23 protein-coding genes are annotated in these 25,734 nt (G+C 62.0%); 10 read left to right on the top strand and 13 right to left on the bottom strand.

What is annotated here, in order from left to right; translation table 11 throughout:
* Positions 1-299: 299 nt before the first annotated feature.
* A complete protein-coding gene (locus C4J87_RS13900; RefSeq protein ID WP_124367253.1) occupies positions 300-770 on the top strand; it encodes a DUF1289 domain-containing protein in 471 nt (156 codons plus the stop codon).
* A gap of 159 nt (positions 771-929) precedes the next feature.
* Here the strand turns inward: C4J87_RS13900 and C4J87_RS13895 are convergent, their stop codons facing one another.
* A complete protein-coding gene (locus C4J87_RS13895; protein WP_124367252.1) occupies positions 930-1,793 on the bottom strand; it encodes a universal stress protein in 864 nt (287 codons plus the stop codon).
* Positions 1,794-1,939: 146 nt separating this feature from the next.
* On the opposite strand from C4J87_RS13895, the gene C4J87_RS13890 reads away from it, so the two are divergent.
* The gene (locus C4J87_RS13890; RefSeq protein ID WP_124367251.1) at positions 1,940-2,542 is read left to right on the top strand and encodes a tRNA-(ms[2]io[6]A)-hydroxylase; all 603 of its coding nucleotides are present in this window, start codon (positions 1,940-1,942) and stop codon (positions 2,540-2,542) included.
* Here the strand turns inward: C4J87_RS13890 and C4J87_RS13885 are convergent.
* Positions 2,498-3,700, bottom strand: a complete 1,203-nt coding sequence (locus tag C4J87_RS13885) for an MFS transporter (protein WP_124367250.1) — start codon at positions 3,698-3,700, stop codon at positions 2,498-2,500. The two genes, C4J87_RS13890 and C4J87_RS13885, sit on opposite strands and share 45 nt — an antisense overlap.
* Positions 3,701-3,856: 156 nt before the next feature.
* Here C4J87_RS13885 and C4J87_RS13880 point away from each other — a divergent pair, with 156 nt between their 5' ends.
* Both C4J87_RS13880 and C4J87_RS13875 read left to right on the top strand, forming a co-directional pair.
* The gene (locus C4J87_RS13880; RefSeq protein ID WP_124363094.1) at positions 3,857-4,564 is read left to right on the top strand and encodes a response regulator; all 708 of its coding nucleotides are present in this window, start codon (positions 3,857-3,859) and stop codon (positions 4,562-4,564) included.
* Positions 4,565-5,842 (top strand): ATP-binding protein, encoded by a 1,278-nt coding sequence (locus C4J87_RS13875; protein WP_124363093.1) that lies wholly within the window; start codon positions 4,565-4,567, stop codon positions 5,840-5,842.
* A gap of 234 nt (positions 5,843-6,076) precedes the next feature.
* On the opposite strand, the gene C4J87_RS13870 is transcribed toward C4J87_RS13875, so the two are convergent.
* The 4 genes from C4J87_RS13870 to C4J87_RS13850 all read right to left on the bottom strand — a co-directional run bounded on the left by C4J87_RS13870 (position 6,077) and on the right by C4J87_RS13850 (position 11,329).
* Positions 6,077-7,900, bottom strand: coding sequence for a serine hydrolase (locus C4J87_RS13870; protein ID WP_124367249.1), 1,824 nt, complete (start codon positions 7,898-7,900; stop codon positions 6,077-6,079).
* A gap of 130 nt (positions 7,901-8,030) precedes the next feature.
* Positions 8,031-9,185: a class C beta-lactamase gene (gene ampC, locus C4J87_RS13865; RefSeq protein ID WP_124367248.1), complete on the bottom strand. Its 1,155-nt coding sequence runs from the start codon at positions 9,183-9,185 to the stop codon at positions 8,031-8,033.
* 259 nt (positions 9,186-9,444) lie between these two features.
* Positions 9,445-10,332: a YghX family hydrolase gene (yghX, locus tag C4J87_RS13855; RefSeq protein ID WP_124363090.1), complete on the bottom strand. Its 888-nt coding sequence runs from the start codon at positions 10,330-10,332 to the stop codon at positions 9,445-9,447.
* A gap of 106 nt (positions 10,333-10,438) precedes the next feature.
* On the bottom strand, positions 10,439-11,329 hold the full coding sequence (locus C4J87_RS13850) for a DMT family transporter (protein ID WP_124367246.1): 891 nt from the start codon (positions 11,327-11,329) through the stop codon (positions 10,439-10,441).
* Positions 11,330-11,418: 89 nt separating this feature from the next.
* Between C4J87_RS13850 and C4J87_RS13845 the strand changes: the two genes are divergently transcribed.
* The gene (locus C4J87_RS13845; protein WP_124367245.1) at positions 11,419-12,744 is read left to right on the top strand and encodes a PLP-dependent aminotransferase family protein; all 1,326 of its coding nucleotides are present in this window, start codon (positions 11,419-11,421) and stop codon (positions 12,742-12,744) included.
* Positions 12,745-12,773: 29 nt separating this feature from the next.
* On the opposite strand, the gene C4J87_RS13840 is transcribed toward C4J87_RS13845, so the two are convergent.
* Both C4J87_RS13840 and C4J87_RS13835 read right to left on the bottom strand, forming a co-directional pair.
* Positions 12,774-13,205 carry a nuclear transport factor 2 family protein gene (locus C4J87_RS13840; protein ID WP_124367244.1) on the bottom strand — a complete coding sequence of 144 codons (432 nt, stop codon included), beginning with the start codon at positions 13,203-13,205 and terminating at the stop codon, positions 12,774-12,776.
* Between the two features lie 356 nt (positions 13,206-13,561).
* On the bottom strand, positions 13,562-15,271 hold the full coding sequence (locus tag C4J87_RS13835) for an amidase (protein WP_124367243.1): 1,710 nt from the start codon (positions 15,269-15,271) through the stop codon (positions 13,562-13,564).
* Positions 15,272-15,392: 121 nt separating this feature from the next.
* On the opposite strand from C4J87_RS13835, the gene C4J87_RS13830 reads away from it, so the two are divergent.
* Complete coding sequence (locus tag C4J87_RS13830) at positions 15,393-15,701, top strand: DUF2834 domain-containing protein (protein ID WP_124367242.1); 309 nt, start codon at positions 15,393-15,395, stop codon at positions 15,699-15,701.
* A gap of 138 nt (positions 15,702-15,839) precedes the next feature.
* Here C4J87_RS13830 and C4J87_RS13825 read toward each other — a convergent pair whose 3' ends face one another.
* A complete protein-coding gene (locus tag C4J87_RS13825) occupies positions 15,840-17,051 on the bottom strand; it encodes an MFS transporter (RefSeq protein WP_124367241.1) in 1,212 nt (403 codons plus the stop codon).
* Positions 17,052-17,148: 97 nt separating this feature from the next.
* Between C4J87_RS13825 and C4J87_RS13820 the strand changes: the two genes are divergently transcribed.
* Positions 17,149-17,970, top strand: a complete 822-nt coding sequence (locus tag C4J87_RS13820) for a helix-turn-helix domain-containing protein (RefSeq protein WP_124363083.1) — start codon at positions 17,149-17,151, stop codon at positions 17,968-17,970.
* Here the strand turns inward: C4J87_RS13820 and C4J87_RS13815 are convergent.
* Together C4J87_RS13815 and C4J87_RS13810 are read right to left on the bottom strand one after the other, a co-directional pair.
* Positions 17,963-19,150, bottom strand: a complete 1,188-nt coding sequence (locus C4J87_RS13815; protein ID WP_177412794.1) for an MFS transporter — start codon at positions 19,148-19,150, stop codon at positions 17,963-17,965. The genes C4J87_RS13820 and C4J87_RS13815 overlap by 8 nt on opposite strands.
* Entirely contained in the window at positions 19,150-20,172 is a 1,023-nt protein-coding gene (locus C4J87_RS13810) for an alpha/beta hydrolase (protein WP_124367239.1), read from the bottom strand. Before C4J87_RS13810 ends, C4J87_RS13815 begins: the two co-directional genes overlap by 1 nt.
* A 174-nt stretch (positions 20,173-20,346) precedes the next feature.
* Between C4J87_RS13810 and C4J87_RS13805 the strand changes: the two genes are divergently transcribed.
* Positions 20,347-21,270 (top strand): AraC family transcriptional regulator, encoded by a 924-nt coding sequence (locus C4J87_RS13805; RefSeq protein WP_124367238.1) that lies wholly within the window; start codon positions 20,347-20,349, stop codon positions 21,268-21,270.
* On the opposite strand, the gene C4J87_RS13800 is transcribed toward C4J87_RS13805, so the two are convergent.
* Together C4J87_RS13800 and proP are read right to left on the bottom strand one after the other, a co-directional pair.
* Positions 21,245-21,751: a GAF domain-containing protein gene (locus C4J87_RS13800; protein ID WP_124367237.1), complete on the bottom strand. Its 507-nt coding sequence runs from the start codon at positions 21,749-21,751 to the stop codon at positions 21,245-21,247. The two genes, C4J87_RS13805 and C4J87_RS13800, sit on opposite strands and share 26 nt — an antisense overlap.
* Positions 21,752-21,802: 51 nt before the next feature.
* A complete protein-coding gene (gene proP, locus C4J87_RS13795; protein ID WP_124367236.1) occupies positions 21,803-23,305 on the bottom strand; it encodes a glycine betaine/L-proline transporter ProP in 1,503 nt (500 codons plus the stop codon).
* Positions 23,306-23,621: 316 nt separating this feature from the next.
* On the opposite strand from proP, the gene C4J87_RS13790 reads away from it, so the two are divergent.
* Together C4J87_RS13790 and C4J87_RS13785 are read left to right on the top strand one after the other, a co-directional pair.
* Positions 23,622-24,152, top strand: a complete 531-nt coding sequence (locus tag C4J87_RS13790) for a GNAT family N-acetyltransferase (RefSeq protein ID WP_124367235.1) — start codon at positions 23,622-23,624, stop codon at positions 24,150-24,152.
* Positions 24,153-24,294: 142 nt separating this feature from the next.
* Entirely contained in the window at positions 24,295-25,698 is a 1,404-nt protein-coding gene (locus C4J87_RS13785) for an MFS transporter (protein WP_124367234.1), read from the top strand.
* The last annotated feature ends 36 nt before the right edge of the window (positions 25,699-25,734 follow it).

The following is a 25,734-nucleotide window of genomic DNA, read 5'->3' as shown; positions in this document are numbered from 1 at the left end:
CGACCGTCCTTACAGAAGCTGCTTTCAAAGTTTTACGCCTGCAGAACGGAGCTGATGAGGGTTGGCGCAAGTGTTGACCTACCTGGGTCAAACCTGCGCCAACACCGTTCTGAAGGAACGACTGTGCTCGTGACGCTTTGAAAACAGCTTCCAGCGGATTATTGGCGCCTTACAAGGCCGGGTGATTCTACGGCAAAAAAAATCTAAAGGTAAGTTGCGTCACCAAGTTTGCAGGGTGATCAACCTTAGACAAAGGGCTAACATGGCGCACTGTTTCGCTGATCTGCGTGTTTTCGCCCATGTCCAACCAAACCATCAAGACCCCCTGCGTCGGCCTGTGCTCCACGGTCTACGGCGATCTCGTGTGCCGCGGCTGCAAGCGCTTTCACCACGAAGTGATCCAGTGGAATGGCTATAACGAAGAAGAAAAGCGTGCGGTCTGGCTCAGGCTCGGGCAATTGCTGGTGCAGGTGATGGCCGGCAAAGTCGAGGTTTTTGCCCCCAAGACCCTGCGCGGGCAGTTGGAACAGCGCAAGATTCGCTTCGTGCCGCACCAGTCCGAGTATTGCTGGGCCTATCAGTTGATTGCGCGTGGGGCGCGGGTGATCAATAACCTGGAGGCCTATGGCATGGTGCTGCTGCCGGAGTTCCGCGACTGGCCCTTGCCAGACCTGCGCGATGCGATTGATCGGGAGTTCTTTATCTTGTCCGAGGCGCATTACCAGCGTTATATCGCACCGGGATTCCTGAAGGATGCGCTATCTACCTGACGGTACAGGGGCCCCTGTAGGAGCGAGCTTGCTCGCGAAAAACGCCCAGGCAACGCGTTCATTCTGAATAAACGCGGGGGGCCTGAGCTCTTCGCGAGCAAGCTCGCTCCTACAGAAAAGCCTTGAGGCAAGCCCCTCCCACATTTGATCTTCATTAGCTCAGGCTTGGGTGGCGAGTTCTTCCAAATGGTCCATCAGCGTCTGCGGCTTGAGCACCAGCACATCGCTTTCCACCGCATCCAGCACCACCTCTGCCGTATTGCCGATTAACGCCCCGGAAATTCCAGTGCGCGCCACGGTGCCGATAATTGTCAGTGCCGCCTGCAACTGGTGGGCGATATGGGGAATCAGCACATCCGCCGGGCCTTCCTTGATATGCAGGTGTGCATCATCCACGTCGAATTCGGCCTGGAAGGCCTGGCACTGCTCGCGATAACGCGCCTCGATGGTTTCCCTGAGTTGAAACGTCGGGTCCGCAGCGGAGAGCATCGGCGAGGGATGCGCGCTGATCACATGCAACTGCGCCTTGGCCAGGCTGGCGATATCAAAGCCGTGGTCGATGATGGAATTGTGCAGCGAGCGGTGTTCGCCGTCGGAATTGCCCACGTCGACGGCCGCCAGAATCACGCCGCCGGCCCAGGGCGTGGCGGTCTTGACCAGCAGCACGGGCGTCGGGCAATAGCGCAGCAGTTTCCAGTCTGCCGGGGTCAGCAGGGCCTTTTTCAGCGGGCTGTCGGCAAAGTGCTGCTTGATCACCAGGCCGCAGCCCTCGGCCTGCTGCACGTCGACGATGGTTTCATGCAAGCTGTCGTTCCACGCCTGTTCGGTCGTGACGCTGTACCCGTCCTCCTGCAGGCCGGATTTGAGCAGGCTCAGCAGCGCCGAATGTTCATGCTTTCTGTCACAGACCAGCAAATGCAGGTGCGCGTCGGTGACCCCGGCGATCAGCTTCGCGCGCTTGAGGGCCAGGCTTTCGGGATGCTCGGGCTCGATGACCACCAGGATGCTGCGGATGGCTTGCATGGTCGGTTCTCCAGGAGTGGGCCTGCAACAACTATAGTTGCTGCACGCGTGCCGTCATCTTGATGTACATCAAGGCCCATGGCTGGTGGTCTGCGGCGTGGTCGGTATAATCGGCGCCCTTTTGTGATCCTTTGCCCGTGAGCCCGATGATCCTGCCCGAAATCCACGAATTCCTCGGTTGCCGCACCCCCGACGCCTGGGTCCAGGCCGCGCTGGCCGACCAGGACACCCTGCTGATCGACCACAAGAACTGCGAATTCAAAGCCGCCAGCACCGCCCTGAGCCTGATCGCCAAGTACCACGGCCACCTCGACTTGATCAATATGATGTCGCGCCTGGCCCGTGAAGAGCTGGTGCACCACGAGCAGCTCATGCGCCTGATGAAAAAACGCAAGGTTGAACTGCGCCAATTGTCCGCCGGCCGCTACGCCTCGGGTTTGCGCAAGGTGGTGCGCAACCATGAGCCGGTCAAACTGGTGGATACCCTGGTGGTGGGGGCCTTTATCGAAGCGCGCAGTTGCGAGCGTTTCGAGGCGCTGGTGCCACATTTGGACGAAGAACTCGGCAAGTTCTACTTCGGTTTGCTCAAAAGCGAAGCGCGGCACTTTCAGGGTTACTTGAAACTGGCCTACCAGTACGGTGACGCCCAGGACATCGCCCAGGTTATCGAGCGGGTGAGGGCGGCCGAGCAGGCGTTGATCGAGTCAGCCGACGTCGAGTTCCGCTTTCACAGTGGCGTGCCAGCCTGAGGCCACGGCTACGCCGATCAAGGCGCTGAATCCGGTCAGCAGCAGAATCACCGTTTGCGTGCCAAGCGGCGCTGCCAGCACCGCAATCAGCAAGCCCGCCAATGGCTGGGCGAGGTTGTTGAGCAGGGTGATCACTCCCACCGTTTTGCCGAAATCCTGCACCGGAATCACCCGCTGGCGGGTGCTGCGCATGTACACGTTGAACATCTTGTCGAAACCGCTCACCAGCAGGAAGCCCACGGCGTACACCCATACGCCTGGGCTGAGGGCGGTGATCAGCGCGCCCACGGCAATCATCGAATACGACAACCCGCCGAGCACCTTCAGCGCCAGGCTCGAACGCGCGAGGTAAAATAGAATTACCAGGGTGACCACCGCGCCAGCGGCTTGCAGCTGGGCGTAGGCGTCCTTGTCCGCCGCGTATTGCCCGGTGACCAGGGCCGCCGACGTGGCCAGCGTCACGCCGACGATCAGGTTCACACCGATGGCCAGGGTAATGATGCGCTTCAACTCCACCCGGTTGCGGATGTGGCCCAAAGCGGTGCGCAGCGGCTGCAGCCAGAGGCCCGGGTGCTGCGGCGCATGGGGCTGCAGGTGCACGCGGGTGTTGCGCTGCCAGGCCAGCATCGCCAGGTCCGCCAGCACAAACAGTGCGGCGATGCCCAGCACCACCCAAGGCCACGCCCAGACTTCCAGCATCAGCGCCGCCACCAACGGCCCGAGTACCAGGCCGCTCTGGTCGGCGATCTGCGAATAAGACAACGTCTTGGTATAGGTGTAATGCTGGAAAATATGCGGCATCAGCACTTCCCGCGCCATGATGCCCTGGGTGGTCAATACCCCGCACAACGCCGACAGGATCACCAGCCATTGGATACCGTCGAACAGCCCGTACAGCGCCACCGCTACCACGCAGGCCAGCGCCCGATACACTTGGCTGACATGCAGGATGCGCGCGGGTGAAAACCTGTCGCACAACGCCCCGCACACCGGAAAGGCCAGGTAGCGCGGCAGTGACTCGACAAAGAACGCCAGGCCCGCCCAAGACACACTCTGGGTGGTTTGGAACACGATCAGCGGCACGATGAACAGCAGAATCTGGTCCGCCAGCCGCGACAGGAACAGTGAAACGAAGAACGCCAAATAATCCTTGCGCATATAACTCCCTGTGAATGGCGTAAAAGAGTGCAGGCTATTTGTTAAAAACTCTTAAAAGCATGAAGCTTGCTGGCACCCTGCGTGCGGCGGCTCCCGTTGGGCAGCTTGCCACCTATACTGCCAGCCTTTCAATCGGCGTTCCTACACTGAGAACTTATGGAAAACCTGGGTCTGGGCAAAGTCCTGCTCGTCGAGGACGATGAGAAGCTGGCAGGGCTGATCGCGCATTTTCTGTCGCAACATGGTTTCGAGGTGCAGGCGGTGCACCGGGGCGATTTGGCCTTGGCGGCATTCCTGGCGTTCAAACCGAAAATGGTCGTGCTCGACTTGATGTTGCCGGGCCAGAGCGGCCTGCATGTGTGTCGCGAGATCCGCGCGGTGTCCGACACACCGATTGTGATCCTCACCGCCAAGGAAGATGACCTGGACCATATCCTGGGCCTGGAGTCCGGTGCCGATGACTATGTGATCAAACCCATCAAGCCGCCGGTATTGCTGGCGCGCCTGCGGGCGCTGCAACGTCGGCAAGTGCCCGAGACGACGGTACGCGATTACCTGGAATTCGGCCGGTTGTCGATCAACCGCAGTTGCCGGGTGGTCAGCCTGGGCGATGAAAAAATCGACCTCACCACCATGGAGTTCGAATTGCTCTGGCTACTGGCGAGCAGCTCGGGAACCATCCTTTCACGCGACGACATCCTCAACCGCATGCGCGGCATTGCGTTCGATGGCCTGAACCGCAGCGTCGATGTGTACATCAGCAAACTGCGCGGCAAGCTCAATGACAACCCGCGCGAGCCGGTGTGCATCAAGACCATCTGGGGCAAGGGCTACCTGTTCAATCCGTTCGCCTGGGAGATGTAGATGCTGCGCCTGTATCTGCGCTTGTACCTGATCCTCGCGCTCGGGTTGGCCGGTGCGATCTGGTTGGTCAACTATGGCCTGGACGCGTACATGCCCGAGTCCAATGAAACCTATAATCGCGAGGCCCTGCGCGGTCCGGCGTGGGCCCTGGTGGAACAACTGCGGCCGGTGCAGGGCGAGGCGCGCCAGGCGCGTCTGGATCAGTTGCAACCGCATTACGGCCTGCGCCTGCAACTGGTGCAGCGCGACAGCCAGCACCTGAGCGCGCGCGAACAGGCACTACTGGCGGCCGGCCAAGTGGTGGTGCGCGAGGACTTCATGAAGTTCCTCGCGCCCATCGACGATGGCCCGCAATTGCTCGAAATCCAGTTGCCGGAAGAACCGAAATGGTTGTACCTGTGGGCCTACGGGCTCCTGGGCGTGAGCCTGGCCATCGTGTTGTACTTCTGGGTGCGCCCGCACTGGCGCGACCTGGAGCACATCCGCCTGGCGGCGCAGCGCTTTGGCGACAACGACCTCGGCTCGCGCATCCTGTTGCCGCGTCGCTCCACCGTGCGTGCGCTGGCCGGGCACTTCAACCAGATGGCCGAGCGCATCGAAAGCCTGATCGCCAACCAGCGCGAACTGACCAACGCGGTATCCCACGAACTGCGCACGCCCATTGCGCGCTTGTCCTTCGAGCTTGACCAGCTCAAGCAACAGGCCGATCCGCGCCAGAGCCGCGAACTGATCGCCGATATGTACGCCGACCTTGGCGAGCTGGAAGAAATGGTCTCCGAGCTGTTGACCTACGCCAGCCTGGAGCGCGGCGCGACCCAGGTTACCCGCGAAAGCATCGAGGCCCACAGTTGGCTGGACAGCGTGATCGGCAGCGTGGCGCTGGAGGCCGAGGCCGCAGGTGTGCAGTTGTCGCTGCGTACCTGTGAGGTCGATGTGATTCGCATCGAGCCACGATTCATGGCGCGCGCGGTGATCAACCTGCTGCGCAACGCCATTCGCTATGCCGACCGGCGGGTTGAAGTGTCGTTGATCAAGTTCGGCAGCGGTTACGAACTGCAGGTCAGCGACGATGGTCCCGGTATTCCGGTGGAGGGCCGCGCCAAGATCTTTGAACCCTTCATGCGCCTGGACTCAAGCCGCGACCGCCGTACCGGCGGCTTCGGCCTGGGCCTGGCGCTGGTCCAGCGGGTCAGCCAATGGCATGGCGGACAGGTGCAGGTGCTGGACTCGGAGTGGGGTGGCGCGTCGTTTCGGATGACCTGGGCGTATGCCGAGTAAGTATCCGTAAAACACCGGCAAGCCAGCGTGGGAGGGGGCTTTCCCTAATACCAATCAGTTAAGGCGACACCGAACCTGTGGCGAGGGAGCTTGCTCCCGCTGGACTGCGCAGCAGTCCCATTGTTTGGGGCCGCTTCGCGCCCCAGCGGGAGCAAGCTCCCTCGCCACAAGTCAGCTCTCGCTCCTGCTACTTCTTAACTGACTGGAATCAGGGCTTGCCCCCGATTGCTTCCTTTAAAAATTCAACGTGTCGAGGGGCGAGTGCAGACGTTTGAAGGCGTAGCCCGAAGCGCTCAGGCCATTGACCTGGCGGCTGACGGTATCGCCCAGGCCATAGCCGCTGCCGGCTACGACCGCGTGGGCGTTATCGACGGGCAGCAGGATGTAGTCGGTCAGGGCTTCATCGTGCAGTTGGCCGCGAATCACCAGGAAGCCTTCCTCCAGGCGCACGCTGACGCCGCTCAGCGGCGCATCGGGCTCGTGGGTATTGAGCACCTGGTAAGTGCCGACGGTGTCCGCCCACGCCAGGGGCAGCGGCGGCGGCTCGATGCGTTCGCCCACGGCAACGCGTTGGCCGTGGCTGCGGGCGGTGAGGATCTGCCGGCCCTGTACCCTCACCACGTCCAATTGCACGCGGCCCAGTTCGCCAAGGTCTTTCAGCCAGAAGCCGAAAACTTTTTTCTGCGCGCGCAGCCAGCCTTGATCGTCGCGCATCAGCTCGAAATCGCACCCGCCCAGTTCTCCGGATAAGCGCCCGTGATCATCCTTGATACGCAACACGCCCCATGAGGTCGCGTAGAACCCGGCCAGGCGCTTGCGGTCGATTGCGGCCGGCACTTGGCGCAGCTTGAGGCCGTGGTTTGGGGCCTGGCAGTCGTCGGCACAGACCGCCTTGCCGGTCTGCGCCTGGAGCATCAGGCGCAGGGTGTCGGTGGACAACGTCACCACCAGCTGTTCGGCATTGCTGTCATTGGCCATGATGATCACGGCCAGTTGCTGATCCGGGAGGATGCTCAACTGCGCGGCGAAATCATCGCCGCCGCCGCTGTGCTGATAGGCCCGTATGCCAGGGCCCACCGGTTCATCCCCGCACGGTGCCAGAAACCAGCCGAGACCCATCTGGCAATCGAAATCCAGGGCATTGCCGGTGTTCTGCTGGGTGAACATCTCATCGATCGAAGCGCTGCCCAGTACCCGGTTGCCTTTGTAGACCCCTTTGGCGAACAGCATGTGTACGTAATGGCTGAGGTCTTTGGGGCTGGCCCACAGGCTGGTGGCGGCGAGGTCACGGACCTGCGCGTCGTTGCTGGCCTTGCCCTCTTCGTAGCCCAAAGCGCGGTAGCTCAATTGGGTGCCGGTGCCGACGAAACTTGACTGGTTCATCTCCAGGGGCTTGAGCAGGCTGCCTTGCAGTTGCGCCTCGAAGCTTTTGCCGGTGCTGCGCTCGATGGCCGCCCCCACCAGGGCGTAGCCCAGATTGGAATACGCCACCTGGGAGCCCGGCGGGCTGCTCAGCCACACGCCCGAAACGCGTTGCGGCATCTGGCCCATGGCGTAGTTACTGCGCAGGTCGCGCAAATGCTCGCTGGGCAAGCCGGATTGATGGCTGAGCAAGCGGCGCAAGGTAATCGCATGGTCCGCCTCGGCCTGGTCGCTGTGAAACCGCGAGCGTACGTGGAACTCGCGCAAGGTTTGCTGAAGCGGCGCATCCAGCGCCAGGCGCTGTTGTTCCACCAGTTGCAAGGCCGCCGTGGCGGTGAGCAACGTGGAGATGCCCCCGGCGCGAAATGCCGTGTTAGGGGTGACCGGCACCCCTCGGGCCTTGTCTGCCAGGCCGAAGCCACGGGCCCAGATCAGTTCCTGGCCACTGACCAGGGCAATCGACAAGCCCGCCACATTGTCCCGGGCCATCTCACGGGGTATACGGCTTTGCAGGTAGCGGATGATCGCGCCGTAATCGCCTTTTTGAATCGACGGCGGGGCGGGCGGTTGCCCCTGGCAACCGAGCGTGCCCAACAGGCAACCGAGCAGCGGGATACCGCGTAACGTGCGAAACATGAAGAGCACCCGGATGGTGGTTTGGATGCTCGAATGCTAGGGCCGTGGCGGCACGCAATCTTTGAGTGCTTTGTCGGGAAACTGTCAAAGACTGTTAACGCCGGCCTCGACCATAGGGTTATGTGTCAAGTCAGTTATCCAGGGCACTCAAGATCGCATGCGCCACTTTCACCCGTTCGGCATTCGGGTAGTTCCTGTTGGCCAGGATCACCACGCCAATATCCCTGCTCGGTACATACGCCACGTAGGCGCCGAAACCATTGGTTGAACCGGTTTTGTTGTAGAGCACATTGGCCGGTCGGGCCTGCGCCGGTTGCAGCCACTTGACGGTGTGCGACTCCAGCGCCATCGGTGTGGAGTTGCCCTCTATCAAGGCCTGCTGGGTGATGGGGTAGGGGTAGTATTCCCAACCCAGGCCCTGGGTCATGCCGTCGACGCTGTAGTAACCGCTGTGTGTGGTGGCGATCGCCTGTTGCAGCGGCGCGCTCAAGGTCTCGGGGTGCAGGTTGAGCATCACGTAGCGCGCCAGGTCCTGGGTGCTGGTCTTGATGCCGTAGGCTTCGCTGTCGAGTGCGCCTGGGCCCACGCGCACGGGTTTGTCCTGCTTGTCGTAGCCTTGGGCGTAGCGGCCCAGCTTGTCGGCGGGCACGTTGAGGTAGGTGTTCTTCAAGCCCAGCGCCGGCAGCAAGGTCTGTTCCATGGCGACATTGAACGGCTGGCCCAGGCTTTTCGCCGCGAGGTAGCCGAACAGTCCGATGCTCGGGTTGGAGTAGAGGCGTCGCGTACCGGGGGTCTCGGTGGGTTGCCAGTGCCTGTAGTAATCGAGCATGGTCGCGGCGCTGTCGGCCGCACCTGGGAATTGCAGCGGCAGGCCGCCTGCGGTGTAGGTCGCCAGCTGCAACAGGCTGATGTGATCGAACGCGCTGCCGGCCAGTTCGGCCCAGTGCTGGCTGGCGCGGTCCGACAGCTTCAACTTGCCGCTGGCCTGGGCATAGCCACCGAGGGTTGAAGTGAAGGTCTTGGACACTGAGCCGACTTCGAACAAGGTGTCTTGCGTGACGGGCTGCTTGCCTTCCCTGGACGCCACGCCGTAGTTAAAGTATTGCGCCTGACCCTTCTTCACCACGGCCACCGACAGCCCGACGATGCCCTGTTGCTGCATCAGCGGTTTGACGCGACTGTCCACCACTTCGCGCAGGTCGGTCGCAGCCAGGCACGGAGCAGCAACCAGCAGAGACGCTGAAATCAGCAGGCTTCGTACGCTAAAACGGGATTTTTCCTGCATGTTATTTTCGTTTCCCTGTAACGGATTGACTTAGGGTGAAGCCTGCGCGGGTGCCGCCATCGGGGGCAAGCCCTAATGCCAGTCAGTTAAGGCTTTTTGTAGGAGCGAGCTTGCTCGCGAAAAACGTCAACGATAACGCGTGCTTTCTGAATGAACGCGGTGCCTGTGAGTTTTTCGCGAGCAAGCTCGCTCCTACAGACGGCGGTGTACGCTTAACTGACTGGCATTGGGGCAAGCCCCCTCCCACAGCTGGAGTGTGTCAGGCAAGGTACTTGCGAAACCATCCCAGGGTGCGCTCCCACGCCAGGTTCGCTGCTGCCTCGTCATAACGCGGCGTCGAATCGTTGTGAAAGCCGTGGTTGGCTCCCGGGTAGATAAATGCCTCATACGTCGTGCCGGCGGCTTTCAGCGCCTGCTCGTAGGCCGGCCAACCTTCGTTGATGCGCGCATCCAGCTCCCCGTAATGCAGCATGATCGGTGCCTTGATGCGGGGTACGTCCTTGGCCTCGGGTTGACGCCCGTAGAACGATACGGCCGCCGCCAGTTCCGGGTAGGCCACCGCCGCCGCATTGGTCACGCCACCGCCATAGCAGAAACCGGTGATGCCGACTTTGCCGGTGCTGCTGTCGTGGTGCATCAGCCACTCAATGGCCGCGAAAAAGTCGTTCATCAGTTTGGTGGGGTCGACGGTCTGCTGCAGGGCCACGCCTTTTTCATCGTTGCCGGGGTAGCCGCCCACCGAGGTCAGGCCATCGGGCGCCAGGGCGATAAAGCCGGCTTTGGCCAGGCGCCGCGCCACGTCTTCGATATACGGGTTGAGGCCTCGGTTTTCATGCACGACCACCACCGCAGGCAGTTTGCCGGCGGCCTTGGCCGGGCGCACCAGATAGCCGCGCACCGTGCCGTTACCCTTGGGTGACGGGTAGGTGACGTAGTCGGCAACGATAGCGGGGTCGGTGAATTTCACCTGTTCGGCGAGTGCGTAGTTGGGGCTCAAGGCGGCGAGCAGGGCCGAGGCGGTCAGGCCACCGAAGGTAAACAGCGCGGCGCGGTCGAGAAATTCGCGGCGGTTCAGCGTGCCGTGGGCGTAGCCATCGTAGAGTTCCAGCAGTTCGGGAGCGAAGTCTTTGGCGGTGAGACGAGTCATCGGTGCAGTCCTCGATTAGCGGTTGCCGTCAAATGTAGACCAGGATCAACCCGTGCGGCCACGGGCGCGGACGCCATTTCTGTTTAGCAGCCCCTGGCCCCTAGCGCTAGCGCGCGAAGCGCTTCGCGCCTGCCACGCAGCCGATCACCGCCACCGTGACCAGCAGCATGCCCAGGCTGACCTGCTCATGCAGCAGGCCCGCCGCCAGCGCCAAACCAAAGAACGGTTGCAGCAACTGCAACTGGCCGACCGCCGCGATGCCACCCTGGGCCAGGCCGCGATACCAGAATACAAAGCCGATCAACATGCTGAACAGCGCGACGTAACCTAGGCTCAGCCAGGCCGGCAGGCTGATGCCGGTGAACGACGCGGGCGCCAGCAGCCAGCTCAACGGCGCGACGACGGGCAGCGACATTACCAGGGCCCAGCAAATCACCTGCCAGCCACCCAGGCTGCGCGACAGCTTGGCGCCTTCGGCATAGCCCAGGCCGCAGACCAGCACCGCCAACAGCATCAGCAGGTCCCCGGCGGGCGCAGCGCTCAGGCCCTGGGCGAAGGCGTAACCCATCACCAGCGCACTGCCCAGCCCCGAAAACAACCAGAACACCGGTCGCGGCCGCTCGCCGCCGCGCAGCACGCCGAAGATCGCCGTCGCCAGCGGTAGCAGGCCGATAAACACAATGGAGTGCGCGGAGGTCACGTATTGCAGCGCCAGCGCCGTGAGCAGCGGAAAACCGATCACCACGCCGAACGCGACGATAGCCAAGGGCGCCCATTGCGGGCGGGTGGGGCGTTTTTCGCGGAACCACCACAACAGGCACAGCCCCAGGATGGCCGCAAGCGTCGCGCGGATCATGGTCAGGAACACCGGGTCGAATTCCATCACCGCCAGGCGCGTGGCCGGCAACGAACCGCTGAAGATCACCACGCCAATAAAACCGTTGATCCAGCCTTGGGTGCTGCTGTCCAGGGTGCCGAAAGGCGAGGTGCGTTCCATAGGGGTATGTCCGAAAAGGGAAGTTGCGTACTCGGCATCCTAGGGCTGAAGATTAAGGCAATCAAAAAATTGTCATGGATACATCGCCAATGCCGCGCGCCCGCTACAAGTCGCTGGTCGATACCTTCGCCGAGGCCATTCGTGCGGGCAAAATGCCGCCCGGCACGCGCCTGCCCACGCACCGCCAACTCGCCGCCGAGCATGGCCTGGCGCTGGTCACCGCGAGCCGCGTGTACGCCGAGCTTGAGGCGATGGGGCTGGTCAGTGGTGAAACCGGGCGTGGCACTTTTGTACGCGAACTGGCGCTGCCGCCGGGCCAGGGCAGTGGGCAGATGCCCGTCGCCGCGGGCATGCTCGACCTGAATTTCAACTACCCGTCATTGCCCGGCCAGGCCGAGCTTTTGCGTGGCGCACTGCGCCAGTTGGCGCTGTCTGGCGACCTGGAAGCGCTGTTGCGTTACCAGCCCCATGCCGGCCGCCTGCATGAACGCGCCACGGTCGCGCAGCACCTGTTGCAGCGCGGGCTGGCGGTGCAGGCCGAACAGGTATTGCTGGTCAGCGGAGCCCAGCACGGCCTGGCGGTAACCCTGATGGCGCTGCTCAACCCTGGCGATGTGATCGCCGTCGACGCATTGACCTATTCGGGCTTCAAGGTATTGGCCGAGACCCTGCACCTGGAAATCGTCGCGATCCCGGCCAGCGCCACCGGCCCGGACCTCGATCACCTGCAGGCCCTGTGCCGCAAGCGGCCGGTGCGCGCGGTCTACAGCATGCCCACCCTGCATAACCCGCTGGGCTGGGTGATGAGCCTGGCGCAGCGCGAGCGCCTGGTGGCGATTGCACGAGAGCACCACTTGATGATCATCGAGGACGCCGCCTACGCCTTCCTGGCCGAACACGCACCGCCGCCGCTGGCGAGCCTGGCGCCTGAATGCACTGTCTACGTGGGTGGGTTTTCCAAAAGTGTCGCCACCGGCTTGCGCGTCGGTTTTATCGCGGCGCCCCTGGCTTGGGTCAAGGTATTGGAGCGCACCGTCATGGCCACCACCTGGAACGTGCCGGGGGTGATGAGTGCGATTACCGTGGCCTGGATCGAAGATGGCACCGTTGCGCAGCTGGAGGCGCAAAAACGTGCAGATGCCCAGGCGCGACAAGGTTTGGCGGCGCAAGTGCTGACGGGGCTGAGCTATATCAGCCATCCCTCATCGTATTTTTTGTGGCTGCCGCTGGCCGAAGATGTCCGCGCCGATCAGGTGGCCATGACCTTGCAGCGCGAAGGTATTGGCGTTTCCACCGCCGAGCCGTTTGCCGTCTCGGCCCATGTGCCCCATGCGCTGCGCCTGGCGTTGGGGTCGGTGTCGATGACGGCGCTGCGTGAGGCGTTGCTCAAGGTGCGCAAAGTAGTGCAATGGTGAGCCGTGGCTGAGCGGCTCACCGGCAAGGGTCAGTATTTGTAGGCCTGGCGGCCGATCAGCAGCCATTGGCCTTTCTGTTTCTGCCAGACCTGGAAGTTATCGATATCGGTCGGCACTTCGACGCCACTGTTCACCGCCAGGGCGTGAAAGTGGTTGCGCACCAGAGCGGTATCGCCATTGAGGGTGATGCTCTGGTTTTGCATTTCCAGGGTCTTGAACGCGCTCTTGTGAGTTTCCAGGTCTTCGATGAACTGCGCCTTGTTCTGCACCTTGCCGCTGGAATGGCCGTAGGTGAGGGTGTCTGCGGTCAGCGCATGCAGTTGCTTGAGGTCCAGGTGCAACATAGCCTGGGTCAGTTGGTCGACCGCCTGGGCTACTTCCTTCTCGGCGGGCGCCGGTGCGGCCGCAACGTAGCCGGAGAACAGGCACAGGAAAGCGATCAGCACTTTGAGATTTTGCATGGGGAGTCCTTATTGTTGTTGGGGAGCGACACGATGAGGTCTGTCGTCGTACAACCATGCAATAAATTGGCAGGGGAAGGAAAGGGGGTTCTTGAAATATTCTGAAATTACTTATTTGCCGACGTGGAACTCGGCTGAACCTGTGGGAGGGGGCAAGCCCTAATGCCAGTCAGTTAAGGCGACACCGAACCTGTGGCGAGGGAGCTTGCTCCCGCTGGACTGCGCAGCAGTCCCATTGCTTGGGGCCGCTTCGCGCCCCAGCGGGAGCAAGCTCCCTCGCCACAAGTTAGTTCTCGCTCCTGCTACTTCTTAACTGACCGGCATTAGGGCAAGTCCACACCCACATGGGGCGGTGATCAGCCGGCTGACAACGGCGGTGTACGCGGTGGAATTATGCGTTTGCTGCCGGTGGCTTCGTACGCTGACGCCAAGCGCAACAGAGCCGAATCGTCATACGCCCGCCCGGCAAATGTCAGCCCGACCGGCATGCCGATATCGGCCATCACGCCCATCGGCACGGTGACGGTAGGCACGCCAAGATGGCGAATGGCGAGGTTGCCGTTGGCCACCCACACGCCATTGCTCCAGGCGATATCGGCGGAGGCTTCGTTGACATCGGCATCGGCCGGGCCCACGTCGGCCACGGTGGGGAACAGCACCGCGTCGAGCCCCAGGCGGTCCATCCAGTCTTCCAGGTCCAGCCGGCGGGTTTGCTCGAGGCCGCGCAAGCCGTCGGGCAAGCTGCTGATCTCGTTCCACGGCGTGATGCCGCGCTGGGCCATGCGCACGTATTCATCCATGCCGGCGGCCAGGTCGTCTTCGCGGTTGGGCAGGGTGCCGGGGTCGTGGGGGAAGATCTTCGGGCCATCGACATCTGCCAGGCGGTTCAACGCCGGGTCGCCGTTGGCACGCAAAAAGTCATCGAACGCCCAGGCCGACAATTCCCACAGTTCATCGTGGAGGAATTGCCGGGACACCAGGCCACGGTTGAACACTGTGGGCGCGCCGGGGCGGTCGCCTTCGCAATTGGACACCAGTGGGAAATCCACTTCGATGACTTCGGCGCCTGCGGCTTCCAGGGCGTGGCGTGCGGCTTGCCACAGCTCGATCACTGAGGCGCGGGTGTGGATTTTCTGCCCGGTCGGTCCGCCGATCCCTGGTTTCTCACTGGTGCCGGCCTCAGGGTCGGCGTTGATGTACATGCGCGGCACGCCGAAGCGTTTGCCGGCCAGGGCCGCGCTGCCCGCCGCGAGTTCGGCGTAGGACGCCGGGCGCACCGAACTGACGCTGGGGATCGGCACCCAGGGTTGCAGGCGCCACAGGTCGCCACGGGTGTGCGGGTCTTCGGCGACCACCACGTCGAGTACTTCCAGCAGGTCAGCCATGGTGCGCGCATAGGGCACCACCACGTCCATGGTCGGGGTCAGCGGCCAGTTGCCGCGTACCGAAATCACCCCACGCGAAGGCGTGTACGCACACAAGCCGTTGTTAGAGGCCGGGCCGCGACCGCTCGACCAGGTTTCTTCGGCCAGGCCAAACGCGGCGAAACTTGCCGCCGTGGCCGTGCCGGCGCCGTTGGACGAACCCGAGGCGAACGGTGCGGTGAGGTAATCGGCGTTATACGGGCTTTCGGCGCGGCCATAGACGCCGCGTTGCATGCCGCCGTTGGCCATGGGCGGCATATTGGTCTTGCCCAGGCAGATGGCCCCGCCAGCGCGCAAACGCTCGATGGTGAAGGCATCACGCTGGGCGACCAGCTTGGCGAACGCCGGGCTGCCGGACGCAGCGGTGAGGCCCTTGACCAGGTAACTGTCCTTGGCCGTATAGGGAATGCCATCCAGCGGCCCCAGCGTCTGGCCTTTTGCCCGGCGTGCATCGGACGCCTCGGCTTCCTGCAAGGCCTCGGGGTTGCGCACCACCACGGCGTTCAGCGCGGTGGCGGTCTGCGGGCCGTCATAGGCGTCGATCCGCGCCAGGTAGGCCTGCACCAGTTCAACGGCGCTGGTCTGGCCGGATCCAAGCGCAGCGCGCAATTGGGCAATGGAGACTTCGGTAACTTGCATCAGGTTTTTTTCGCCGCCTTCAAGTGGGGGTATGGCGGCAGTCTACGTACAGATATTTCTCAGTGCCAGCTTACTGCTAAGGTAAGCGGCCTGATGATTCACATTGCACTCCAAGGAGGAGAACATGCCCAGACCCTATATCGCCCTGGCCGGTTTGCTCGGGTTTTCGTTGTATACCGCGGCTACCATGTTGACGGCCGAGCAATCGCTCATTGCGTTTGGGCAGCAATTGTTGTCGCGGCCAGATACGGCGCAGGTGGTGATTGACCTGTACCTGATGGCGATACTGGCGTGTGTGTGGATGTACCGGGATGCGCGGGGGCGGGGGCGCTCTGTGGCGTCGTTGATCCCCTATTTCCTGCTGACGGCGGTGTTCGTGTCGGTAGGGCCGCTGCTGTATATCGTCGTCAATGGGTTCACGCGACGCACCTGACGACAAAATACCAATGTGGGAGGGGGCTTGCCCCCGATGGCGGTGGTTCAGTCACATCCTCTATAACTGACATACCGCCATCGGGAGCAAGCCCCCTCCCACATTGTTTAAGCGTCTCCCGCCTGGATAGCGGCAGGCCTACACGCCTTTTGTCGATGGCAACAATATCGTCAGGATGCCCGCCAACGGCAGGAACGAGCAGATTTTGTAGACGTATTCGATACCGTGGCTATCGGCGAGCAAGCCCAGCAGTGCCGCGCCGATCCCGCTGAAACCGAACATCAGGCCGAAGAAGATCCCGGCGATCATGCCGACATTGCCCGGCACCAGTTCCTGGGCAAACACCACGATAGCCGAGAACGCCGAGGCGATGATGAAACCAATGACCACGCTGAGTACGGCGGTCCAGAACAGGTCGACATAGGGCAGGGCGAGGGTGAACGGTGCGGCGCCAAGAATCGAAAACCAGATGACTGTCTTGCGCCCGATCCTGTCGCCGATCGGCCCGCCGGCGAAGGTGCCCACGGCCACCGCGCCTAGGAACAGGAACAGGTACATCTGGGAGCTGGCGACCGACAGCTGGAATTTTTCGATCAGGTAGAACGTGAAGTAGCTGGTCAGGCTGGTCATGTACCAATATTTGGAGAATACCAGCAGCGCCAGCACCACCAGGGCAAAGGTCACCCGGCCTTTGGACAGGCCATGGGTCGGTTTGCCGCCTTGCTTGAGCTTGAACAGGTTGAGGTGGTGGCGGTACCAGCGGCTCAAGCCGTACAGCACCAGGATCGCGAACACCGCGAACAGGCCGAACCAGGCGATATGGCTCTGGCCGTAAGGAATGATGATAGCCGCCGCCAGCAGTGGACCGAAGGCACTGCCGGTGTTACCGCCGACCTGGAACGTCGATTGCGCCAGGCCATAGCGGCCGCCGGAGGCCAGGCGTGCCACGCGGGACGTTTCCGGGTGGAACGTCGACGAGCCGACACCGACCAGCGCCGCCGCCAGCAAAATCAGCGGGAAGCTGCCGACAAACGCCAGCATCAGAATGCCGATCAAGGTGCAGACCATGCCCGCCGGCAGCAGCCAGGGCTTGGGATGACGGTCGGTGTGGTAGCCGATCCAGGGCTGCAGCAGCGATGCGGTGAGTTGGAAAGTCAGGGTGATCAGGCCGACCTGGGTAAACGTCAGGCCGTAGTTGGCCTTGAGCATTGGGTAGATCGACGGCAGCACGGCCTGGATCAGGTCGTTGATCAGATGCGCCAGGGCGCAGGCGCCGAGCACGCGCATGACCAGAGGGCTGACCTGGGGCGTCGTGGTGGCAGCGGCGGGTGTCGCGGTGAGGGTCGACATGCAGGCATTCCATACAAGGCAGCGAACAGGGGCCGACGCTACTTGAGCGGGCGGCCCATTTCTAATTATTTCGGGAGCCATGCTAGAGTCGACGCAAATGCCTGTCTCGCGCAATTCGGGCGTAATTCATCGCAAAAAGGGCGAAATCATCAAATCCCTCGACAAATTCCTCCAGGAGATCGATGAAGGCGATTGGGCCGTCATCAGCTCGGCCACTGACTACCCGGAAAACTGGGTGATTCCCGAGCACAGCCACAACAAGCATCAACTGCTCTACGCCATTGGCGGCGTGATGGTGGTGTATTCGGCGTTGAACCAGTGGACCGTGCCGCCCAATCGCGGGTTCTGGATGCCCTGTGGCCAGGTGCATGCGCTGCGTTGCGTGGGCACCTTGAAAATGCGCAGCGTATTCGTGCGTCCGGACAGCTTTCCGGACCTGCCGACCGAGCCGAAGACGGTGACGGTGTCGCCGCTGCTGAGTGAATTGATCAAAGTCTCGGTCAGCTTGAAACCGCCCTTTGCCGAGGATTCGCGCGACGCCAGGATCATGCGCCTGATCCTCGATGAGCTGGCTATCCTGCCCGCGCTGCCGTTGTCACTTCCTCAGCCCGCCGACCCGCGCATCAATCACATCTGCCTGACGCTGCAGCAAGATCCGGGCGATGCGTCCACCGTCGCCGATTGGAGCCAGCGCCTGGACCTGGATCAAAAAACCATTCAACGCCTGTTCCGCCGCGAAACCGGGATGACCTTCGGCCAGTGGCGCCAGCAGGCCCGTTTGCTGTTGGCGCTGGAGCGCATCGCGGTGGGCGAGAAAATTATCGATGTGGCCCTTGAGTTGGGCTACGAAAGCCCCAGCGCCTTTACCAGCATGTTCAAGAAACAGTTCGGCAAGACGCCGAGTCAGTTTTTCAGCTAGTGCTGCTGATAACGCGGGCAGGCCGCGGGCGGCGTGACGCCAGGTAGGCCAGCACGGTGGCGACCACCAGCAAGGCCGCGCTCAGTTCGAAGGTCGCCTGGTAACCGCTCAGGTCGAAAGCCACGCCGCCGACCGTGGCGCCTGCGGCAATCGCCAACTGAATGATGGCAACCATCAAGCCACCGCCAGCCTCGGCGTTGTAAGGCGTGGTTCTCGATAACCATGTCCACCAGCCCACCGGCGCGGCGGTCGCCACCAGGCCCCAGCTGCCCAGCAACACGCTGGTCATGAGGGTGGAACTGCCGAACGCCACCAGTGCAAGGGCGATGCCTGCCATTATCAGTGGGATGGCAATCAGCGTCGGGTACAGGTGGTGCTTCAGGAAGCGTTCAATCAGGAACGTCCCCGCCAGGCCCGCCAGGCCGAGCACCAGCAGCATCAACGACAGCGTGGAGACGTCAACCCGGGTCACGCTTTCCAGGAACGGTCGCAGGTAGGTGAACAGCATGAACTGGCCCATGAAGAACACGCTGACGGCCACCATCCCCAGGGCTACGGTGGGGTTTTTCATCAGGCTCAGGACATTGCCGGCTTTCGCCTCGGCCTTGTTCTTCAGCGCAGGCAGGCTCACCAGCAGCCACACCAGTGCAATCACGGCCACCGGCACCACACAGAAAAACGCGCCACGCCAGCCGATGATGCCGCCCAGAAAGCTGCCCAGCGGCGCCGCAATCACCGTCGCCAGTGCATTGCCGCCGTTGACGATGGCCAAGGCACGCGGCTCCTGGGCCTGGGGCACCAGGCGCATCGCCGTGGCCGCCGACAGTGACCAGAAGCCGCCAATCGCCACGCCGATCAACGCACGACCGAGCATGAACACCAGGTAGTTCGGGGCGAACGCCACCACGCTGCCGGAGACGATCATCAGCAGTGTCAGCGCCATCAGCAGGCGCTTGCGATCCACCCGCGCGGCGATCGAGGCGATCACCAGGCTGGTGAGCAGGGCAAACACCCCGGACACCGAAATGCCCTGGCCGGCCTGGCCTTCGGTGATGTGCAGGTCGGCGGCCAGGGGTGTCAGCAGGCTCACCGGCATGAATTCGGAAGCGACCAGCGCGAACGCCGCCAGCGACATCGCCAGCACGGCGCCCCAGCGTTGGGTTTGTGGCGTAGCGGACATCACTTCAAATAGCCCTGGAAGAAGGTGGTGAGTTTGGCGAACGGGATCAGGTTGACCCGGTCGTAGAGATCGACGTGCCCCGCGTTCGGGATGATCAGCAATTGCTTGGGCTCGGCGGCGCGCTGGAAGGCGTCTTCGCTGAATTCACGGGAGTGCGCGTCGGCCCCGGCAATCAGCAGCAGCGGGCGTGGGGAGATCGTCTCGATGTCGTTGAACGGGTAGAAGTTCATGAACTTCACGTTGCTGGTCAACGTCGGCCGGGTGGTGGTGAGCTTGGAGGCGCCTGGCGGCGTGACTTCACCGCGCGGGGTGCGGTAGAAATCGTAGAACTCATCGCCCACCGCGTCGCCGGTGAGGGTCTGGGGCGTGCCGCCGGTGTAGACGGTCTCGCCGCCCTGGAACTCGACATAGCGCTGGTTGGCAGCCTGGCGCAACACCTGCTGGCGCTGTTGCAGCGTCACGCCGTGCTTGAGGCCGTTGCGGTTGGCGGCGCCCATGTCGTACATGCTGACGGTCGCTATCGCCTTGATGCGCGGATCGATCTTCGCCGCGCTGATCACGAAGCTGCCGCTGCCGCACACGCCAATGGCACCGATGCGTTCACGATCGACCTGGGGGCGGGTGCCGAGGAAGTCCACGGCGGCGCTGAAGTCTTCGGTGTAGAGATCGGGGAGTACGGCGTTGCGCGGCGTGCCGGCGCTTTCGCCCCAGAACGACAGGTCCAGGGACAGCGTGACGAAGCCCTGTTCGGCCATTTTGGTGGCATAGAGGTTGGCGCTTTGTTGCCTGACGGCGCCCATGGGATGGCCGACGACAATGGCGGCGCTTTTGGATCCGGCGGCGAGGTGTTTAGGCGTGAACAACGTGCCCGCCACCTGCATGCCGTATTGATTGTTGAAGGTGACGTTCTCGGCCGTCACCGTGTCGCTTGTGTAGAAGTTATCAGCACCGTTGGACATATCGGCTCCTAATGAGGAAAGGGAAGTCACCAGCAAACCCAGCGCGAGCAGGAGGCGTTTCATAGGGATGTTCCTTGCGAAGTGTCCGAGCATTTTCCCGATGGCGGCAGGGCTTCTGTAGTGCATTTGAGTGGATTACTTGCCTGATCCTCTGAGTTTCACGGTTTGGCGGCGACGCCTGGGGCTGGCGCGGGTAAAGTCCTGCCAAGACATTCAGTGAAGCAGTGGAAGGGCCCTATGACGATCCATCAATCGCCGCTGGACGCGCTGATCCAGGCCATCGGCTCGCGCATCCCGGCGCCCGGCGACTTCCCGATGCCGATCCCGGGCCTGGGGTTCTATCGGCGTGAACAACCGGCCGCGCCGGTGGTGTGCATGGTCGAACCGAGCATCGTGCTGGTGGTACAGGGCGAGAAGCGGTTGTGGGTCGGCGGTGAGGGCTATCCCTACGACACAGCGCGATTTCTGGTGACCTCACTGGATATTCCGGCCAACTCCGAAGTGCTGGTCGCCAGCCCCGGGCAACCGTGCCTGGGGCTGATGTTCAAGCTGGACCTGCGCATGCTGGCCGAGCTGATCGCCCAGGGCGGCCTGCCGCCAACCCGTGAACGCGCGATGATGAAAGGCGTTGGCATCGGCTCGGTGACGGACGGCATGCTGGCGGCATTCGCGCGCCTGGTGGCGCTGCTGGATGAACCTGACGCCATCGCGGTACTGGCGCCGTTGATCCAGCGCGAGATCCACTACCGGTTATTGAAGAGCGACCAGGCCGGCCGACTGCGCCAGATCTGTTCAGTGGACGGGCAGGGGTATCGGATTGCCAAGGCCATCGATTGGCTGAAACTGAATTTCGACAGCCCACTGCGCGTGGAAGAACTGGCCGCACGCGTGCAGATGAGCGCGGCAACCTTTCACCATCACTTCCGCCAACTGACCTCGATGAGCCCGTTGCAGTATCAGAAATGGCTGCGCTTGAACGAGGCCAGGCGCTTGATGTTGAACGAGCACCAGGACGTGTCCAGTGCCGCGTTCAAAGTCGGTTATGAAAGCCCGTCGCAGTTCAGCCGTGAGTACAGCCGTCTGTTTGGCGTGCCGCCCAAGCGCGACATGGCCGCGCTGCGGGGCAGGGCGGGTGTTACTGCTCTGACGGCGTCAAGTTAGCGTAAAAGATGCACCCGATCAGTCGCGCGAACAGGCTCAGGGTTTCCGGCAGGTTGGGGTCGTCGAACAGCATGGCGCGTGAATCCAGCGCGCACAGTGCGCCGAACAGGCGCCCGTCGGGCAGGAAAATCGGCGCGCCGGCATAGCTCTCGATGGCGTATTGCTTGACCACCGGGCGTGCGGCAAAGCGGCCGTCGAGGCTGATCTGCGGGACGAACAAGGCTTGGGGATCGACGCAGAACTCACTGCACAGGGTGGTTTCCAGGTCGAGCACGTCATCGACATGGATGCCCATCTGCATGGGGTCGTAGGCCGAGCAGACTATCCATTCCAGGTCAGTGAATTTGGCGATGCCGGCGAAGCGCATGCCGGTCAGGCGGGTGACCAGTTTAAGGATGTTGGTGGTCGCTTCGATTTCTGCGATGGCAGCGCGTTCGTCGGCGCTCAGCAGCGATTGGGCAGAGGTGACGCTTGGAATCATGTGAACGCTCCAAAGGCGTGGCCGCAGACAGCGACCACGCACAGCCAGGTCTTAATTGATCCGTGGATGCTGCTGCACCAAGTTTTCGCGCTTGGCCTGGAGCGCCGCAATCTCAGCATCGATGTCTTCGATCTTCTGCTCGATATTGTCATGGTGCTCCTGCAACAGTTCCTTGGCTTCTTCCATGTCGGAGGCCGCCGGGGCCGCTCCTCGCAGTGGTTTATTGGCAGTTTCCTTCATGGTCAGGCCCGTGACCAGACCGACCACGGCGAACACCATCAGGTAGTAAGCCGGCATGTACAGGTCGTTGGTGCTTTCTACCAGCCAGGCCACTGCAGTGGGCGTGATACCGGCGATCAATACCGAGACGTTGAAGGCACTCGCCAGCGCGCTGTAGCGCAGGTGAGTGGGGAACATCGCCGGCAGCGTCGATGCCATCACGCCAATAAAGAAGTTAAGCACAATTGCCAGAATCAGCAGGCCGCTGAAGATCAGCCCGGTCTTGCCGCTGGTAATCAGCATGAAGGCGGGGATCGACAAAAACAGCAAGCCGATGCTGCCGGCGATGATGAAGGGCTTGCGGCCGATCTTGTCGCTGACAAAGCCAATGAACGGCTGCACGAACAGCATGCCGACCATGATCGCGATGATGATCAGCACACCGCTGTTTTCGGCGTAATGCAGGTTGTGTGACAGGTAGCTGGGCATGTAGGTGAGCAGCATGTAGTAGGTCACGTTGGTGGCCGCGACGATACCAATGCAGGTCAGCAGGCTGCGCCAATGCTTGGTGGCGATCTCTTTGAAGGACACCTTGGGGCCATGGCTGAGGCCTTCGCGGTCACCCTGTTCGAGTTTTTCGACATGTTGCTGGAACGCCGGAGTCTCTTCCAGCGCGTGGCGCAGGTACAGGCCGATGATGCCCAGGGGCAGGGCCAGGAAAAACGGCAGGCGCCAGCCCCAGGCCTCGAAATCCGCCTCGCCGAGCACGGTGGAAATCAATACCACCACGCCGGCGCCCAGCACGAAGCCGGCAATCGAGCCGAAGTCCAACCAACTGCCGAGGAACCCGCGCTTGCGGTCTGGGGCGTATTCGGCGACGAAAATCGACGCGCCGGTGTATTCGCCGCCCACCGAGAAGCCCTGGGCCATTTTGCACAACAGCAACAGGATCGGCGCCCAGATGCCAATGGACGCGTACCCCGGAATCAGGCCGATGGCGAAGGTGCTCAAGGACATGATCACGATGGTGGCAGCGAGGACTTTCTGTCGTCCGTACTTGTCACCCAGAGCGCCGAAGAACAGACCGCCCAGTGGGCGGATCAGGAAGGGCACCGAGAAGGTGGCCAGTGCCGCGATCATTTGTACGCTGGGGGACGCGTCGGGGAAGAACACCTTGCCCAGCACATAAGCGACAAACCCATAGACGCCAAAGTCGAACCATTCCATGGCGTTGCCCAGTGCGGCGGCGGTGATTGCCTTGCGCATCTTGTTGTCGTCGACAATGGTGATGTCGTTCAAACCGATGGGTTTGACGCGTTTCTTACGTAATTTCATGCGGGCCACTCTAGAAGCTGAACGGGAGGCGCCATCGCCGCGATGGCACCGCTCTGTCACTTCAGATACAAGCGGACACTAAATAATTCACCCATCGCGGGATTTTTTCTCGCATTGGCGAAATATCGTTGGTGTGAGGCCTGTGGGAGGGGGCTTGCTCCCGTTGCGGTGTATCAGTCAGCAAATTCGCCGCTGACCCACCGCAATCGGGAGCAAGCCCCCTCCCACATTGTCCAGTGCTGTGCATGACAGAGGTGTGTCTTTGCTGGTTACACTGGGCTCGCAGCGTTATGCCGCCAATAGGGACGTCATTTGTATGCCAAACAACCCTTCACGCCTCATCTACCGCCAACCACAGCCTGCTGACGTGGGGCGATTATTCGCCATCTACAGCGACCCCCAGACCAACCTGTTCAACCCTGCCGGCCCCATGGCCAGTCTTGACGATGCGCAGTGCCTGCTGCAGCGCTGGCTCGACCAATGGTCTGCCCTGGGCTACGGCTGGTGGTCGGTTGCACGGCGTGAGGCTCCCGAACACATCATCGGCTTCGGCGGCATTGCGCCGCTCAACTACCTGACAGTGCCGCGCATCAACCTCGGCTATCGCTTCGCCGTCGAAGCCTGGGGGCAGGGCTATGCCACTGAGTTGGGGCACGATGCCTTGGTGCTGGCATTCGAAACACTGGGCTTGCCGGAGGTTTTCGGGCTGGTACGACCGGAGCACGCGGCGTCGATTCGCGTGCTGGAGAAGATCGGCATGCAGCCATTCGGCCTGCTCGATGATGTGCCCGGCCAAGCACCCAGCCGGGTGATGCGTGTTTGTCATCCTACAACTGCGTCAGCCTGACAGTTTTCACACCTCTGTAAATCCTCGTTCACAGCAATCTTTCAGATTGACACTGCCCAGGCAGCCCGATATAAAAGCCACAGTTGTACGACGACATATGACGTTACATATGTCCTACCTAACAAAAATAAAAAGTGATGCCATGAATCTGAACGAGCCCATCAGTGCCCATCGTGTCGGCCAGGCGGTCGGCAGCTATCGCTGGACGATCTGCGCGATGCTGTTTTTCGCCACTACCGTCAACTACCTCGACCGCCAGGTGCTCAGCCTGTTGGCGCCGCAGTTGTCCACGCAATTTGGCTGGAGCAACACCGATTACGCCAACATCGCGGCGGTGTTCCAGTTCGTCTATGCGATTTCCATGCTGTTTGCCGGGCGGTTTGTCGACAAGATCGGCACCAAGGCCGCCTACGTCGTGGCGATTGGCATCTGGTCCACCGGCGCGATCATGCATGCCTTCTCGGTGCAGATGGGTGAGGGCCTTGCGGCGATCAGCACTGCGGTCGGGCTGGCGGTGATTCCGGTGTCGATTGCCGGTTTCATGCTGTCACGCGCGGTGCTGGCGATTGGCGAGGCGGGCAACTTTCCCATCGCGATCAAGGCCACGGCCGAGTACTTCCCCAAGAAAGAGCGTTCCTTCGCCACCGGGATCTTCAATTCGGGCGCCAACGTAGGCGCGATTTTGGCGCCCATCTGTGTGCCATTGATCGCCGGGATGTGGGGCTGGGAAGCGGCCTTCATGGTCATCGGCATGCTGGGCTTCGTGTGGGTGGCCGTGTGGGCCGCCGTGTACGAAAAACCTGAGCAGCAAAAACGCCTGTCGGCCGAAGAACTGGCCTACATCCGCAGCGACCAGACCGTACAACCCTTCACGCCATTGGCTGCGGGCGCAACACCGAAAAAAGTCTCGTGGTTCAAATTGCTGACCTATCGCCAGACCTGGGCCTTTGCCTTCGGCAAGTTCATGACGGACGGCGTCTGGTGGTTCTTCCTGTTCTGGCTGCCCACTTACCTGTCGGCGCAATACGGCATGAAGGGCGCCGATATCGTGATGCCGCTGGCCGTGCTGTACAGCATGACCATGGTCGGCAGTATCGGGGGTGGCTGGTTTCCCAGTTACTTCATGGCACGGGGCGACGCGCCCTATGATGGCCGCATGAAAGCCATGCTGGTGATCGCACTGTTCCCGCTGGTGGTGCTGCTCGCGCAGCCGTTGGGCTACATCAGCTTCTGGGTCCCGGTACTGCTGATCGGCGTGGGTGCCTCGGCACACCAGGCGTGGTCGTGCAATATCTTCACCACGGTATCGGACATGTTCCCGCAGAAAACCGTCGCGTCGGTGGTCGGTATCGGCGGCATGGCGGGAGGCTTGGGCGGAGTGGTGATGACCAAGATCGGCGGCTGGGTGTTTGACTACTACAAATCCATCAACGACATCCACACCGGCTACATGATCATGTTCGCGATCTGTGCCCTGGCGTACCTGGTGGCGTGGAGCGTGATGAAGACGCTGGTGCCGCGCCATAAGGAAATCACCGACCTCTGAATGAGTGTGCCGGAGCGGGCAAGCCGCTCCGGCAGT

It is taken from the genome of Pseudomonas sp. R1-43-08 (assembly GCF_003852255.1).
Taxonomy (GTDB): Bacteria; Pseudomonadota; Gammaproteobacteria; order Pseudomonadales; family Pseudomonadaceae; genus Aquipseudomonas.
This window is presented reverse-complemented; position numbering and strand designations above follow the sequence as displayed.

Coding starts and splice junctions, on each gene's coding strand:
- C4J87_RS13885 (WP_124367250.1), bottom strand. CDS start 3,700: ATGCGCAAGGATTATTTGGCGTTCTTCGTTTCACTGTTCCTGTCGCGG.
- C4J87_RS13880 (WP_124363094.1), top strand. CDS start 3,857: ATGGAAAACCTGGGTCTGGGCAAAGTCCTGCTCGTCGAGGACGATGAG.
- ampC (WP_124367248.1), bottom strand. CDS start 9,185: ATGCAGGAAAAATCCCGTTTTAGCGTACGAAGCCTGCTGATTTCAGCG.
- C4J87_RS13820 (WP_124363083.1), top strand. CDS start 17,149: ATGCCTGTCTCGCGCAATTCGGGCGTAATTCATCGCAAAAAGGGCGAA.
- C4J87_RS13800 (WP_124367237.1), bottom strand. CDS start 21,751: ATGATTCCAAGCGTCACCTCTGCCCAATCGCTGCTGAGCGCCGACGAA.
- C4J87_RS13805 (WP_124367238.1), top strand. CDS start 20,347: ATGACGATCCATCAATCGCCGCTGGACGCGCTGATCCAGGCCATCGGC.
- C4J87_RS13850 (WP_124367246.1), bottom strand. CDS start 11,329: ATGGAACGCACCTCGCCTTTCGGCACCCTGGACAGCAGCACCCAAGGC.
- C4J87_RS13870 (WP_124367249.1), bottom strand. CDS start 7,900: ATGTTTCGCACGTTACGCGGTATCCCGCTGCTCGGTTGCCTGTTGGGC.
- C4J87_RS13825 (WP_124367241.1), bottom strand. CDS start 17,051: ATGTCGACCCTCACCGCGACACCCGCCGCTGCCACCACGACGCCCCAG.
- C4J87_RS13830 (WP_124367242.1), top strand. CDS start 15,393: ATGCCCAGACCCTATATCGCCCTGGCCGGTTTGCTCGGGTTTTCGTTG.
- C4J87_RS13840 (WP_124367244.1), bottom strand. CDS start 13,205: ATGCAAAATCTCAAAGTGCTGATCGCTTTCCTGTGCCTGTTCTCCGGC.
- C4J87_RS13895 (WP_124367252.1), bottom strand. CDS start 1,793: ATGCAAGCCATCCGCAGCATCCTGGTGGTCATCGAGCCCGAGCATCCC.
- C4J87_RS13890 (WP_124367251.1), top strand. CDS start 1,940: ATGATCCTGCCCGAAATCCACGAATTCCTCGGTTGCCGCACCCCCGAC.
- C4J87_RS13900 (WP_124367253.1), top strand. CDS start 300: ATGTCCAACCAAACCATCAAGACCCCCTGCGTCGGCCTGTGCTCCACG.
- C4J87_RS13785 (WP_124367234.1), top strand. CDS start 24,295: ATGAATCTGAACGAGCCCATCAGTGCCCATCGTGTCGGCCAGGCGGTC.
- C4J87_RS13845 (WP_124367245.1), top strand. CDS start 11,419: ATGCCGCGCGCCCGCTACAAGTCGCTGGTCGATACCTTCGCCGAGGCC.
- C4J87_RS13815 (WP_177412794.1), bottom strand. CDS start 19,150: ATGTCCGCTACGCCACAAACCCAACGCTGGGGCGCCGTGCTGGCGATG.
- C4J87_RS13810 (WP_124367239.1), bottom strand. CDS start 20,172: ATGAAACGCCTCCTGCTCGCGCTGGGTTTGCTGGTGACTTCCCTTTCC.
- C4J87_RS13790 (WP_124367235.1), top strand. CDS start 23,622: ATGCCAAACAACCCTTCACGCCTCATCTACCGCCAACCACAGCCTGCT.
- yghX (WP_124363090.1), bottom strand. CDS start 10,332: ATGACTCGTCTCACCGCCAAAGACTTCGCTCCCGAACTGCTGGAACTC.
- proP (WP_124367236.1), bottom strand. CDS start 23,305: ATGAAATTACGTAAGAAACGCGTCAAACCCATCGGTTTGAACGACATC.
- C4J87_RS13875 (WP_124363093.1), top strand. CDS start 4,565: ATGCTGCGCCTGTATCTGCGCTTGTACCTGATCCTCGCGCTCGGGTTG.